Origin of the sequence: Paenibacillus sp. FSL M7-0896 (assembly GCF_037975415.1) — a bacterium.
Taxonomy (GTDB): Bacteria; Bacillota; Bacilli; order Paenibacillales; family Paenibacillaceae; genus Paenibacillus_AQ; species Paenibacillus_AQ silagei.
This window is the reverse complement of sequence record NZ_CP150250.1, coordinates 5,704,876-5,718,554: the sequence shown is the minus strand read 5'-3', so window position 1 is coordinate 5,718,554 and position 13,679 is coordinate 5,704,876. Positions and strand designations below refer to the sequence as shown.

Sequence of the window (13,679 nt, the reverse complement as noted above, 5' to 3'; positions counted from 1 at the left end):
CATGACAGAAAGCCGCGGCGAAAAGATTTTTTACCGCTTCAATTATGTATTCCTGACGCTTCTGATGATCATTGTCCTGTTCCCTGTACTCTATGTGCTGTCCGCTTCCTTCAGTTCTCCGGATGCGGTGGTGTCGGGCCGGGTGATTCTGTTCCCCGTCGAGCCGACACTGGACGCTTATAAGGCGGTCTTCCGGGAGCCGACCATTTGGCTCGGGTACGCCAATACGCTCTTCTACACTGTCGCAGGTACACTGGTCAGCATGGTACTTACGATCTGCGGTGCATACAGCTTGTCCAAGCGCAGGCTCAAAGGCCGAAAGGCGATCAATCTGATGATATCCTTCACGCTTGTCTTCAATGCGGGCATTATCCCTATCTATATGAACTTCCGCAGCCTGGACATGCTCGATACGCGGAGTGCAATCATCTTCGGCTTCGCTATTTCGACCTTTAATGTTATTATCCTGCGCACCTTCTTCCAGTCTGTTCCCGAAGAGCTGGAGGAGGCAGCCCGCATTGACGGGGCGAGCGAGGCCACCATTCTGCTGCGGATTATGCTGCCCTTGTCCAAGGCTGCCTTGGCGACAGTTACGCTCTTCTATGCGGTAGGGCGCTGGAACGGATACTTCTGGGCTATGGTGCTGCTGCGCAGTGAGGACAAGGTGCCGCTGCAGGTGCTGCTGAACCGTCTGGTGGTACAGATGAAGCCGAGTGATTCCATGATGGTCACAGACAGCTCTTATCTGATTGCAGAAACGGTCATTTACGCCACGATTGTGGTTGCCGTTCTTCCGATGATGCTCTTCTATCCGTTTATCCAGAAGTATTTCGTACACGGAGTCATGATCGGTTCCATCAAGGGCTGAAGCCAGTAGCGGTGCTGCCAGGGAGGCCTTGACCGGAGGCGTACTTGTTTGCATAGAAAAGGGATAAGATATACTAGATAAAAGGGAGGATTATTGTACATGAAAAAGATGAAAAGCCTGCTGCTTGCACCAGCGCTTATGGCCGTCCTGGTATCAGGCTGCGGAGGCGGCAACGAGGGGGCAGCCCCATCCCCGTCAGCGAATGATTCAGGCGCTTCGCCTGCCGCCTCTGCTTCACCGGCAGCAAATGTGGAACCGCTAAACCTTAACTTCTATTATTATAGCCAGGCGCTTCAGATTAACGGCGATATGCCAATTTTTCAGGAAGCGGCCAAGGCTACCGGCGTCACACTGAAGAATGTAGCTCCGACCGGAGGCGACGATGCCCAGGCGTGGAATCTGCTGCTCGCTTCGGGTGAACTGCCTGATATTGTGGCTTACCAGCTGTCCGGACTTAATAATATCGCTGTTCAGGGCGCGCTTGTGCCGCTGGATGACCTGCTGGCCGAGAATGCTCCGAACTTCAAGGCGTTCCTGGACGGGAACAAGGCGGTTAAGAGTGCTATCACTGCCTCAGACGGCAAGATTTATGTCGTGCCGTTCGTGTCTGACGGGGAAGCCCAGGAGGGCTGGTATATCCGTCAGGATTGGCTCGACAAGCTGGGGCTGAAGGCTCCGGCAACAGTTCAGGAGTACTACGAGGTGCTGAAGGCGTTCCGTGAACAGGACCCTAACGGAAACGGCAAGAAGGACGAGGTGCCTTTCTTCTCCCGCAATGCCACTTCCGGCTTCGCTTCCCTGTTTCCTCTGTGGGATGCCTCGCTGTCCTTCAAGCTGAAGGACGGCAAGATCGTATACGGGCCGAACGAGCCGGAGTATAAGACGGCTGCGACCGAGACAGCCAAGTGGTACAAGGAAGGGCTGATTGATAAGGAGATCTTCACCCGCGGCAATACCTCACGTGATATTCTCTTTGCGAATGATACCGGCGGTTCTGTACATGACTGGTTCGCCAGCACCGCCAATTACAACAACAAGCTCCAGCCGACTCTGCCTAATTTCTCGCTGCGTCCTATCGCACCTCCGGCCAGCATCTCCGGCAAGGTATTTGAAGTAACCAAGCGCAATCCGCTGGGCAACGATGCCGGCTGGGCGATTTCAGCGAATGCCAAGGACCCGGCGGCTGTACTGCGCTATATGGACTTCTGGTGGACTGAAGAAGGACGCCGTCTGCATAACTTTGGAATCGAAGGCGAAACGTACACGGTGGTGGACGGCAAGCCGGTATTCACCGAGAAGGTATTGAATGAGCCTGCTGTAGTCGATTATCTGATCAAAACCACCGGTGCCCAGTTGACGATCGGCGGACATCAGGATTTCGCCTACGAAGAGCAATGGACGAATAAGATCGCTCTGGAAGGCGTGAAAATGTATGTGGACAATAACTACTTCGCCCCGGAGTACCAGGTGCCGCAGCTGAACTTCACTCTGGATGAAGACAAGAAGATTAAGGAGCTGTTCCCGCCGATCGAAACCTATGTGATGGAAACTTCGCAGAAGTGGTTCATGGGCGGAGAGGCAGTGGAGGGCAGCTATGACGCATTCGTTCAGCAGCTGAAGCAGCTGAAGCTGGATGAAGTACTGGAAATCTATAATACGGCTTACGCGCGTTATCTGGAACAACAATAATCAGTTCCGCCTCCTCCGGCCGGAGGAGGCTTTTGAAGGAGGAGGCACCTATGATCAAGCGGACATATACCATGGTCGTAATTGATGATATCCGCGCTGTCGTGAACGGGATCTCCCGGGATATGGACTGGAGCGAACTGGGGATAGACATCGTGGGCACGGCATCCAGCGGCGAGGGAGGTCTGGCGCTCGTTAAGAAGAAGCTGCCCGATATCATTGTGACGGATATCCGTATGCCCAGACTGAGCGGCATTGAGATGATGCGGGAGCTGCGGCCGCAGCTCCCACAGGCCAAATTTATCTTCATCAGCGGCTATTCCGATTTCGATCACGCGCAGGAAGCGCTTCGTCTGGGCGCCTTCGATTATATCCTCAAGCCCTTCACCCCGAAGCAGCTGGCCGAAGTGGTGAAGAAGGCTGCGGAGGAGCTGGAGAGAGAGCGGCAGCACAGCGAGGAGCTGAGCGACATGCAGCAGAAGCTGCGGGAGAGCATGCCGTTATTGCGCCAGGAATACCTCAGCCTGCTGGTCCGCTTCTCGGCCCAACCGGAGACGCTGCGCAGGCGCTGGGAATTTCTGCAGATGGATATGCAGTCCTCTCCGCTCGCCGTCGTGGTGCTGGAGATTGACCATTTCGTACAGAAGAGCGAGGAGATTCCGGTCAACGATGCGGAGCTGCTGCGGTTTGCCGTGCAGAACATCGTAGAGGAGACTGTACTCCGGGTGGCCAAGGGAACCCTGTTCCGCGAATCGGTTCACCGCTTCGTGCTCATTGTCAACACATGGAATGGGGCCAGCGCGCTGGGAATCGCCGAGGAATGCCGGGAGAACGCCGAGCGTTACTCCAAATGCACGGTCTCGGCAGGCGTAAGCCGGACGGTTCAGGAGCTGGATGAGCTTCCCGTTGCCTATCAGCAGGCAGTAGAAGCACTAACCTACACGTTCTATACCGGGGGCAACAGTGTGTTCTTCTGGGAGCATATCACGCAGCGCCCCGAGGTGCTTCCGCGTCCTGATGCCGATCTGGAGAAGGAGCTGGTCTATGCGCTGCGCTCAGGCAATGCCGGGCAGGCTGAGAAGTCGCTGCTGGCGCTGCTGGAGACTGCCGGGAAGACAGAGGCCCTGCCTTCGCCGGATAGTGCGAAGGCGCTCTGTGTAGAGCTTGCCGCTCTGATCCGCAATGCGGTGCCTGAACTGGCCGAGAGTCCGGAGCTGCCCGAGTTAATGAAGGTGTTGACCTCGCCCCGCGCGGTGCTGAACGATCTGCGCGAATCGCTGAAGCAGCTGTGCAAGCTGAGCTGTGTGCAGGTCCAGTCCCGGCTGCAATACAGCGCCCAGGAGACGATTCAGGCGGTTATCCGTTACATGCGGGAGCATCTGCATCTCAATTTGATGGTCGGCGACTATGCTGCCCATGTGCACCTGAGCACCAGCTATTTCTCCAACCTATTCAAGAAGGTGACCGGGCTCTCCGTTGGCGCTTTCGTCATCCAGGAGAAGATGGAACAGGCCAAGCTGCTGCTGGCCGGCGACCGGCCCATTGCCGAAATCGCCGAAAACCTCGGCTATGAGGAGCGCTCCTATTTCAGCGATGTATTCAAGAAAACGACCGGCATGACGCCCACGGAATTCCGGGCGGCCTATGGACCCAGACAGGGCAACGGATGAGAAAGCCTGTTCTGCGGACATTCCTGCACAATTCCACCTTCAAGACCAGGCTCTGGATCGGTATTGTGTCCATCGTGATTCTGGCAATATGGGTTACAGGCGTCTCCTCGCAATACCTGGCTTCACGGCTTCTGGAGCGAAAGACGGCAGAGCTCAGCCAGATGATGATCGGCAAATCGGCCCAGGCGCTGGAGGAGAAGCTGCGCAAGGTCCGGCTGTCGGTCCTGACCTTTATGATGAGTCCGCCCTTCGAGGATGTTCTCCGCGCCTCGCCGGGAACAGAAGCCAGCTACTACTCTTATTTCGCGCTGAACAATGCGCTGCAGGTGCCCCTGGTCCAGATGCAGCTGATCGAGCCATCCATTGATTCGGTGCTTGTGTCCACGCCCATCGGTGAATTCTATTCCGTCACCGGGGCGAAGCGGACGAATCTGGATTTCGCGGACACTCCGCTAAGCCGGATTATGCAGGAGAAGACGCTGCCACTGTGGGTTCCGGCCCACCGTGACGGGCTGTTCGAGAACAGCGGCCGTGTCCTCAGCCTGCTGATCGAGCCGATCTCCGCCTATCGGGGAACCGATGTGCAGGTGGTCGTCAATGTGCGGGAGTCTGCCATCAAAGAATATGCCGAGACGAATGTGGTCGGCGACAGCGGAAGCATTGCAGTCATTGACGCAGCGGGTAATCCGGTGATGGATGAGCATTCCCGCTTCGTGGCCCCGATGCGGGAAGAGGCCTTCCAGCGCGAGGTTAACGTGGGGCGCAATCATTTTGAATACAGGTTCGAAGGGAAGGAATATCTGGTCAATTGGGCCAAGGTGACCTTTCCGGATAATTGGATGATCTTCTATTTCCAGCCCAAGGCTGTGCTGCTGAAGGATATCCGCTATATGTGGTGGGCCACGCTTATTATCGTACTCGCGCTCATTCCGCTGGCGCTGATTCTGTCGAAATGGATTACCGGCCTGCTGATCCGGCCTCTCTACCGGCTGCAGCGTCTGATGTCCAGAGCCGGTGACAACGATCTCTCCGTGCGCTTCTCCAGCGATTACAGGGATGAGGTAGCACAGGTGGGTGAACGCTTCAACATCATGCTGGTCAAAATTGAGCAGCTCATCCAGAACGTCACCGAGGCGGAGAAGCAGAAGCGTGTCTCTGAGGTCAAGGCGCTACAGGCGCAGATTGATCCTCATTTTCTCTACAATACCTTGAATACGATTCTCTGGAAATCGGAATCCCGCAAGCAGGAGGATGTGAAGGAGATGATTGTCTCCCTGTCCCAGCTGTTCCGGCTTGGGCTTAATAACGGCCATGATCTGACAACCGTAGCCAAGGAGGTAGATCATGTCAGCCGTTACTTAAGCTTGCAGCAGCAGTGCTACGAGGAGCTGTTCACCTATGAGATAACAGTGGAGGAAGGGCTGGAAGAGCAGCCGCTGCTAAAAATCCTGCTCCAGCCCCTGGTGGAGAACTCGATTCTCCATGGATTCCAAAGTGAGGACTATACCGGACGGATTAACATCCGCGTGTACCGGGAAGGGGCCTTCCTCGTTTGTAAGGTGGAGGACAATGGGGAGGGCTTCGACAAGGAGCGGGTAGAAGCCGGACTTGTCTCAGCAGCCGGGCAGGAGAATGGCGGCTATGCTCTGCGGAATGTCTACACCCGGCTGCGCCTGCACTATGGGGACAAGGCCGTAATGGAGCTGGAGAGTGAGCCTTACAGGCTTACCTCCGTAACCCTCCGGTTTCCGGGGGGGTATGCGGATAGCTAGGGCAGCGGCGGAGAAGCCGCGCCGGTCAGGGGCCGGCAGGAAACAAACTATGATTACCTGGAGGGATTGTGTTGAAACCGGAACGACTTATTTATACCTTTGTCAGCTACGCTGCCCATTATGATGCAGACTGGGGCAAGGGTGTTGCCCTTGACGGGATTGAGCTGACTGCGGAGCTTGCGCATAAATACCGCATTCCCGTAACCTGGATTGTCAACCGGGGCTCGATTCCGGTTCTGCGGGAGCGGATCGGGGAATGGCATATCGCCTTCGGCGATGATGTCATCCTGCAATGTCCTTTCTTTGAAGAGGAGGCCGGCTCCTCCAAGGAGGTCCTGAAGCAGCGGCTGGAAGAGGATTGGTCGCTGCTGCAGGAGGCCTTCCCATGGGCCACCACCAAGGTGGCCGCAAGGGGGAAGATTTACAATGAAGTGATTGAAGTGCTGGAGGAACTGGATTTTGAAGGCATGTGGGGATATTGCTTTGAGCAGTTCTGGTGGGATGGCATCACCCATAAGGGCATTCCCTGGGGGTCATGGTATGTGGACAGCGGGAGCTTCAAGGTGCCGCATCCCGGCCGGGGCCAGGTGGTGGCCTGTGAATGGACCGCCCGTGACCTGCACGCCACCTACCATACCGGCAGCCCGGTCATCTATTCCACGGACCCCAACGATGTGCTGCGCGCCGGTCTGTGTACGGGAGAGAATATCGACTACTGGAAGCATCTGTTCGATGAATATTTGTTCAATACGGATCATAACGGGCAGGTGTTTTTCCTCCAGCAGCAGGAAGGCCATGAGATGGAGTTCACTGACCGGTTCACTGTATTCCCGGCTTCCCATGTCGGGGAATGTGCGGGAATGCTGGATCTCTTTTTCAAATATATTACCGGCTATCCTATTACCTTAACGACTTTACCTCATGCTGTACGCCTGTACAAAGAGCAGAATAAATATACGGCAGCATCCTATATGCTGACCCATGATTATCCGGTACGGCCGGAGGTTAACGAATACACCATGACTCTGGGCGGAGTAGGCTTCGGCCCTTGGCCGGAAACCTTCCTGTACTATGATAAAGAGTGCCAGCTGTCCTTCGTGGAGGGAGAATGCAGGCCCCGTCTGCTGCGCAATTACATCGGGAAGCTGAATATGAACGATGATTTCACAGAAGCTGTTCCGCCGGTGTTCGTGACGAAGTATCTGAAGACGGATGCGGTGATTGAACTTGAATATGAGATTGGGAGCAGCAGCGCTGTTCCGTTCGGGTTAGTATACTGGGATGATCTGGCGGGCTATGAAGTCAGCGCTTGTTCAGGCGGGGCTGAAGTTAAGCTGATCAAGGACAAGCTAGCCTTCCTCAGATTCAATCTGACCGGCGGCCGGCAGACAATCGGACTTACACTCCGCTTAAAAAGGAGGCTGGAAGGCCATGCATAAAGCGCTGCATGAACTCAAGGAGGATGAGCGGCTGTTCTTCGAACAGGCCCTGAAGTATGCGATGGGTATAATTGAGCAGAACCTGCCCGTATATACAGATCTGTATCCGGCGCCGGCCAGCCAAGATCTGGTCTATCCCGCGATAGAGAATACGGACTGGACGGCCAGCTTCTGGACCGGCATGGTCTGGCTGGCGTATGAATGGACCGGAGACAGCAGGTACCGGGAAGCGGCAGAAGAGCAGCTGGCTAGCTTCCGGCGGCGGGTGGAGGAGCGGATCGCGGTGGATACGCATGATCTGGGTTTTCTGTACAGCCTTTCGGCGGTTGCTGCTCACCGGATTACCGGCAATCCGGCGGCGCGGGAGATGGCGCTGGAAGCGGCCGGACTGCTGGCGGACCGTTACTTTCCGGAGGCTGGAATCATCCAGGCCTGGGGAGATCTGAATGACCCGGCGCAGCGCGGCCGGATGATTATCGACTGCCTGCTGAATCTTCCGTTGCTCCACTGGGCTGCTGAAGAGACCGGGGACAGCGCCCTGGCATCCATAGCCCACAGACATGCCCGGCAATCGGCCCGGTATCTGGTCCGCCCCGACCATACCTCCTATCACACCTATTATATGGACGCGGAAACGGGCAACCCGCTGTACGGCAACACTCATCAGGGGTATGCCGATGATTCCTGTTGGGCGAGAGGTCAGGCCTGGGGCATCTACGGTTTCGCGCTTGCCTACGCCCATACAGGCGATTCATCGCTGCTTGATGCCTCCAGGCAGCTGGCCGACTATTTCCTGGCCAAACTTCCGGCGGACGGCATTGTGTATTGGGATCTGATATTTACGGACGGCGACGGCCAGGAGAAGGACAGCTCGGCTGCTGCTATTGCCGTCTGCGGGCTGCTGGAGCTCTGCCGGCAATTACCGGCTGATGATCCGGGTGCAGCCGGGTACAGGAAAGTTGCCCTGGAGATGCTGGCCGCACTCGCAGAAGGGTATACGACGAAGGACCATTTGCATTCCAACGGTATTCTGCTGCATGGTGTCTATAATAAACCGCGGGGCTGGGGAATCGACGAGTGCACCCTCTGGGGGGATTATTTCTACTGTGAGGCCCTGATACGGGTGCTTAGAGAGTGGCGGAGTTATTGGTAGACAAGTTCTGGTGACCCGGATCGACAAATTCAATATATCATGATATATTATTATGTATGATACCGAAAAATGAACGTCAGGGGACCAGGAACGTTATGGCTGAAACAACCTCTTCCAAGCCGATGTATGAGAAGATCTTTGATGAAGTGAAGGAGAGTATCCTTACAGAGGCTTATAAACCCGGCGAGCGGGTTCCTTCCGAGAAAGAGCTGGCTGAGACCTATAGTGTCAGCCGCATAACCAGCAAAAAAGCACTTGAGATGCTGGCCGCCGAACGGCTGATTGTCCGCAAGCCCGGCCGGGGCTCGTTCGTGGCCGATGCTTTTGCTGAACAGTCTGACCCGGGGATGATCAGTACAGCCCCAGCTACCATACATTCCGATGAGAAAACAATCGGCCTGATCATCACCGACTTCGGCAACAGCTACGGGACGGGGCTGATCTACGGGATGGAGCAGGCTTCGCGCGATAATGACTGCTTTCTGGTGCTGCGGAGAACCTTCGGGATTCCGGAGAATGAAGAGCAGGCGATCCAGAAGCTGCTGAATCTGGGTGTAGACGGTCTGATTATTTTCCCGGCCCAGGGCGAGTATTTCAATGCGGAAATTCTGAAGCTGGTCATCGGGCGTTTTCCGCTCGTGCTGGTAGACAGACATCTAAAAGGAGTAGCTGCGGCCTCCATCAGCACCGATAATCTGCAGGCGGCCCTTGAAGCGACGGAGTATTTATTTGACCTCGGGCATACACATATTTCGTTTCTGTCTCCGCCTCCCGTGGACACCACTGCGGTGGAGGACCGGATTGAGGGCTTCATTCAGGCCCATGCGCAGCGGGGGGTCATGGTTGACAAGGAGCTGTGGGTCAGCGATTTGACCTCGACGCTGCCTAAGTTTTTTAATGCGGATAATATTGAACGGGACATCTCGCGGCTGGTCACCCATCTGCAGAGCCATCCGTCCGTCACTGCGTTATTTGCCATAGAATACAATATCGCGCTGCTCGCGAAGACTGCGGTGGAACGTCTGGGGCTGCGCATACCTGAGGATATCTCCATTATATGCTTCGACAGTCCGCCGACCCATCTGGGAGGCGGGTATGCCTTCACCCATATGCGGCAGAATGAAGAGGAGATGGGCCGGATTGCCCTGGAGAATGTGCTACGTATTATGAACGGGGAGGCCGTTCCCCATAAGGTGATGCTGGAAGCTGAGCTGGTGCCCGGGAATTCGACCGGCCCTGTCCGTCACAACTAACTGCTGTAATCTAAAGACCCATTCCGCCGGATATTCCGCCGGATGGGTTTTTTGCTGTGTCCAATGTGATCCGTTTCCGGCCGGAAGATTAAGCTTGCAAGTTAGCCTAGTCTAGTCAATATCAGTGTATTTCATATGTTAATATATTATTATCTAAAAATACATATTGACATATCATTTACATACCAATATACTCATTTGTGAAAGCGCTTCATTCATTACAGAGGAGGTCATTCCGATTGAAAGCGATGAAGGAAACACCTGATTCCCTGCGGGAGCTGGCTGGCCGTGTACGTCAAAAACTGCCCGGCCATCCGCACCTGGCAGACATGTTCGAACAGTGCATGCTCAATACCTGGAACACAACGATACAGCGCAACCCGGATGGAACAACCTTTGTCATTACCGGTGATATACCGGCCATGTGGCTGCGGGATTCCACCGCACAAGTCCGTCCCTTCCTGATCCCCGCCTCCGGGGATGAAGAAATCGCCGGCATGATTGAAGGGCTTATCGCACAGCAATTTGCCTATATTTCCCTTGATCCCTATGCGAATGCGTTCAACCGGGAAGCGGATGGACGGGGTCACCAGGAAGACAAAACGGCGATGAGTCCATGGATTTGGGAACGGAAATACGAAATCGATTCCCTCTGCTATCCCATTCAGCTTAGCTATCTGCTATGGAAAAACACCGGGCGGGTCACGCAGTTCAATTCAGCGTTTGAAGCCGGAGTGTGGCAGATTATTCAATTGTGGATCAGGGAGCAGAGTCATGAGAGCGGTTCCGATTATGTTTTTGAACGCGTGAACTGTGTGCCAACCGATACGCTTGTCCGCGACGGCAAAGGCTCTGTAACCGCCTATACCGGAATGACCTGGTCAGGCTTTCGTCCAAGCGATGATGCCTGCGAATACGGTTACCTGGTGCCTGCCAATATGTTCGCTGTCGTTGTCCTGCGGTACGTCAGCGAAATCGCATCCGATGTGCTTGGCAACCCGGAGCTTGCACAGGCGGCGGAAGATCTGGCTGAGCAGATTGACGGGGGAATCCGGCGGCATGGCATTGTGGAGCACCCTGAATATGGTCTTGTCTACGCCTATGAGACCGACGGCCTGGGAGGCGTGAACCTTATGGATGACGCCAATGTGCCCAGCCTGCTGTCTATTCCTTACCTTGGCTATACATCTGCGGAGGATCCGGTGTATCTCAACACCCGCAAGCTTATTCTAAGCCGGACCAACCCCTATTTCTATGAAGGCAAGGCGGCAGCGGGTATTGGCAGTCCCCATACCCCTCCGCATTATATATGGCCTATCGCCTTGGCGGTTCAGGGAATGACCTCCGGGAAGAGGGAGGAGCAGGAGGCAATGCTTGAGCTGCTGCAACAGACGGATGCCGGAACCGGATTGATGCATGAGGCTTTTCATGCGGATCATCCGGAAGAGTATACCAGACCCTGGTTTTCCTGGGCCAATATGATGTTCTGCGAGCTGCTGCTTATGCGCTGCGGAATTGAAGTGAGTAGAGGCTGAGCAGCCCGGGCTCTAATAACAGACAAATACAAATGAAGGGGATGTAACAATGAAAAAAGGATGGGTTACGGTACTCTCGGTGATGATGGTCGCTTCCTTGGCGGCAGGGTGCAGCAGCAATTCGGGAAAAGAGAGCGCTGCGAATGACGGCAAAGCCGGAAGCGGCAGCAGCGGCAAGAAGACGGAGCTGACGTTCTGGGGCGATTGGGGCGGTGAAGGCCAGAAGCAGTTCGAGACCATGGTGGATGCCTTCAACAAATCACAGGACAAAATTCATGTCAAATATGTGCTGCAGCAGGATATGATTACCAAATTCCTGACGGCGGCCACCAATGGCGGTGCACCTGATGTGCTGTTCTGGGACCGCTGGCGGACCTCGCTGTATGCTCCCAAGAACGTGCTGCATCCGGTGGATGAGTACTTAACGCGTGATGGCATTTCCAAGGATGATTTCTACAGCGAGTCATTGACCGAGCTCTCCTATAACGATAAATTATACGGGCTTCCGCTGACCGTTGATGCACGGGCATTATTCTACAATAAGAAGCTGCTGGATGAAGCAGGGCTTCAGCCTCCGACTACCTGGGATGAGCTGGAGCAGGCTGCTGCCAAGCTGACCAAGTGGAACGGCGACAAGCTGGAGGTGGCAGGCTTCTCCATGGGCGACCTCGGCCTGTTCAATATGTATCTCCAGCAGGCAGGCGGCCAGATGCTTACAGAGGACGGCAAAACCAATTTCAATAATGAGCAGGGCAAGCAGGTGCTTGAATTCTGGGACCGCCTGATGAACAAAGACAAGGTGTATAAGGTTGGCTTTGAGCTGGGACTTGGCGAAGGGCAGGATGCCTTCGTTACAGGCAAGGTCGCCATGCTCTATTCCGGCCCCTGGATGCTCAGTACCTATAACAAATACGGTAAAGATCTCGAATATGGCATTGTACCCCCTCCTGCCGGGCCGAACGGCGACAAGGGCAGTGTGATGGGCGGCTTCGGACTCGTGATTCCGGAGGGCTCCAAGCATCATGCTGAGGCATGGGAATTCATTAAATGGTGGACCGCGAACAAGGATAATGCCTTGATGTGGGCCAAGACCAGCCTGAATCTTCCGGGCTTTAAGCCTTCGATGGAAGATCCGTTTTTCCAGGATGACCCGCAGTGGAAGCCGTTCCTCGATACGCTGGAATTTGCCAAAATCCGCCCGACTCATCCCGGCTATTCCGTGATGGAGACCGATGCGCTTGCGCCTAATCTTCAGCTGAACCAGCAGAACAAGCAGAGCATTGAAGACACGCTGAAAAAGGCTCAGGAACAAGGCGACAAGATGCTGAAGGATAACGCGGTTGTTAAGTAACCAGCCTGCTGCCATGGAGCCTTGCCGGATGATGAGAGGGGGAGTTGTATGGCTTCCATGAGAAAAGTGGAACGGCACGAAGCCCGGACGGCTTATGTATTCATTACGCCTACGGTGCTGCTGTTCACTGTGTTTACAGTTATACCTGTAGTGATGGCCCTGTATTTAAGCTTCACCAACTATGATGTGCTTAGCCAGAATGACTGGGTCGGCCTGGACAACTACCGCCGCCTGATTGAAGACAGCCTGCTGTGGAAGACGTTCAAGAATGTGTTCTTCTACTCGATTATTTTTGTTCCGCTGAATATTATCATTTCCCTCCTGCTGTCCATGTTGCTGAGCAGGGCGTGGCGGGGAGTCAAGCTGTTCCGCACCTTCTATTATCTGCCCACGCTGACATCGGCTGTAGCGGCGGCAACCGTATGGATCTGGCTGCTGCATCCGGAATTCGGTCTGGTGAACGGCTTGCTGTCCTATGTGGGCATTACCGGTCCTGCCTGGCTGTCCGAGACAAGTACGGCAATGCTGTCCATTGTAATGCTCACCCTCTGGCAATCCGTCGGCTCCAATATGATTATTTATCTGGCCGGTCTGCAGGGTGTCCCGGATTATCTCTATGAATCGGCACGGCTGGACGGGGCGAATACATTTGACAGCTTCCGCTTCATCACCTGGCCGCAGCTGCGGCCAACTACCTTTCTGGTCAGCACGATGGCGATTATCGGTGCGCTGCAGCTGTTTGACCAGGCCTTTGTACTGACGCAGGGCGGCCCGGCCAATGTGACCAAGACCCCGGTCTACCTAATCTATCAGCAGGGCTTCAATCAGCTGCAGATGGGCTATGCCTCGGCGCAGGCCTTTGTGCTTGCTGTAGCCATTCTTATTTTCTCGCTGATTAATATGCGGGTCTCCAAAGCGGAGGAATCGATCATTTAGGGGCAGCTTGTCCAGG

General features: G+C 55.0%; 10 protein-coding genes. All 10 read left to right on the top strand.

Translation table 11 applies throughout. The features are described from left to right. The first annotated feature begins 1 nt into the window (after nucleotide 1). The 10 genes from MKY12_RS24620 to MKY12_RS24575 all read left to right on the top strand — a co-directional run bounded on the left by MKY12_RS24620 (nucleotide 2) and on the right by MKY12_RS24575 (nucleotide 13,663). A complete protein-coding gene (locus tag MKY12_RS24620) occupies nucleotides 2–868 on the top strand; it encodes a carbohydrate ABC transporter permease (protein ID WP_076079419.1) in 867 nt (288 codons plus the stop codon). 99 nt (nucleotides 869–967) lie between these two features. Beyond that, the gene (locus MKY12_RS24615; protein ID WP_339311312.1) at nucleotides 968–2,557 is read left to right on the top strand and encodes an extracellular solute-binding protein; all 1,590 of its coding nucleotides are present in this window, start codon (nucleotides 968–970) and stop codon (nucleotides 2,555–2,557) included. Between the two features lie 50 nt (nucleotides 2,558–2,607). Next, complete coding sequence (locus tag MKY12_RS24610) at nucleotides 2,608–4,224, top strand: response regulator (RefSeq protein WP_339311311.1); 1,617 nt, start codon at nucleotides 2,608–2,610, stop codon at nucleotides 4,222–4,224. Further along, nucleotides 4,221–5,996, top strand: coding sequence for a sensor histidine kinase (locus MKY12_RS24605; RefSeq protein WP_339311310.1), 1,776 nt, complete (start codon nucleotides 4,221–4,223; stop codon nucleotides 5,994–5,996). The genes MKY12_RS24610 and MKY12_RS24605 overlap by 4 nt, the downstream gene beginning before the upstream one ends. Before the next feature lie 71 nt (nucleotides 5,997–6,067). After that, nucleotides 6,068–7,435 (top strand): hypothetical protein, encoded by a 1,368-nt coding sequence (locus MKY12_RS24600; RefSeq protein ID WP_339250568.1) that lies wholly within the window; start codon nucleotides 6,068–6,070, stop codon nucleotides 7,433–7,435. Next, nucleotides 7,428–8,588 carry a glycoside hydrolase family 88 protein gene (locus MKY12_RS24595; RefSeq protein ID WP_339250566.1) on the top strand — a complete coding sequence of 387 codons (1,161 nt, stop codon included), beginning with the start codon at nucleotides 7,428–7,430 and terminating at the stop codon, nucleotides 8,586–8,588. Before MKY12_RS24600 ends, MKY12_RS24595 begins: the two co-directional genes overlap by 8 nt. 95 nt (nucleotides 8,589–8,683) lie before the next feature. Next, nucleotides 8,684–9,841, top strand: coding sequence for a GntR family transcriptional regulator (locus tag MKY12_RS24590; RefSeq protein ID WP_339250564.1), 1,158 nt, complete (start codon nucleotides 8,684–8,686; stop codon nucleotides 9,839–9,841). Between the two features lie 248 nt (nucleotides 9,842–10,089). Next, nucleotides 10,090–11,376 carry a glycoside hydrolase family 125 protein gene (locus MKY12_RS24585; RefSeq protein WP_339257601.1) on the top strand — a complete coding sequence of 429 codons (1,287 nt, stop codon included), beginning with the start codon at nucleotides 10,090–10,092 and terminating at the stop codon, nucleotides 11,374–11,376. Nucleotides 11,377–11,425: 49 nt separating this feature from the next. Next, nucleotides 11,426–12,727 (top strand): ABC transporter substrate-binding protein, encoded by a 1,302-nt coding sequence (locus MKY12_RS24580; protein ID WP_339311308.1) that lies wholly within the window; start codon nucleotides 11,426–11,428, stop codon nucleotides 12,725–12,727. A gap of 48 nt (nucleotides 12,728–12,775) precedes the next feature. After that, complete coding sequence (locus tag MKY12_RS24575) at nucleotides 12,776–13,663, top strand: sugar ABC transporter permease (protein ID WP_339250561.1); 888 nt, start codon at nucleotides 12,776–12,778, stop codon at nucleotides 13,661–13,663. Nucleotides 13,664–13,679: the final 16 nt, after the last annotated feature.

What these genes read in the sequence shown, in the direction of transcription:
- MKY12_RS24620 (WP_076079419.1), top strand. Translation starts at nt 2, where the DNA reads ATGACAGAAAGCCGCGGCGAAAAGATTTTTTACCGCTTCAATTATGTA.
- MKY12_RS24615 (WP_339311312.1), top strand. Translation starts at nt 968, where the DNA reads ATGAAAAAGATGAAAAGCCTGCTGCTTGCACCAGCGCTTATGGCCGTC.
- MKY12_RS24610 (WP_339311311.1), top strand. Translation starts at nt 2,608, where the DNA reads ATGATCAAGCGGACATATACCATGGTCGTAATTGATGATATCCGCGCT.
- MKY12_RS24605 (WP_339311310.1), top strand. Translation starts at nt 4,221, where the DNA reads ATGAGAAAGCCTGTTCTGCGGACATTCCTGCACAATTCCACCTTCAAG.
- MKY12_RS24595 (WP_339250566.1), top strand. Translation starts at nt 7,428, where the DNA reads ATGCATAAAGCGCTGCATGAACTCAAGGAGGATGAGCGGCTGTTCTTC.
- MKY12_RS24590 (WP_339250564.1), top strand. Translation starts at nt 8,684, where the DNA reads ATGGCTGAAACAACCTCTTCCAAGCCGATGTATGAGAAGATCTTTGAT.
- MKY12_RS24585 (WP_339257601.1), top strand. Translation starts at nt 10,090, where the DNA reads ATGAAGGAAACACCTGATTCCCTGCGGGAGCTGGCTGGCCGTGTACGT.
- MKY12_RS24580 (WP_339311308.1), top strand. Translation starts at nt 11,426, where the DNA reads ATGAAAAAAGGATGGGTTACGGTACTCTCGGTGATGATGGTCGCTTCC.
- MKY12_RS24575 (WP_339250561.1), top strand. Translation starts at nt 12,776, where the DNA reads ATGGCTTCCATGAGAAAAGTGGAACGGCACGAAGCCCGGACGGCTTAT.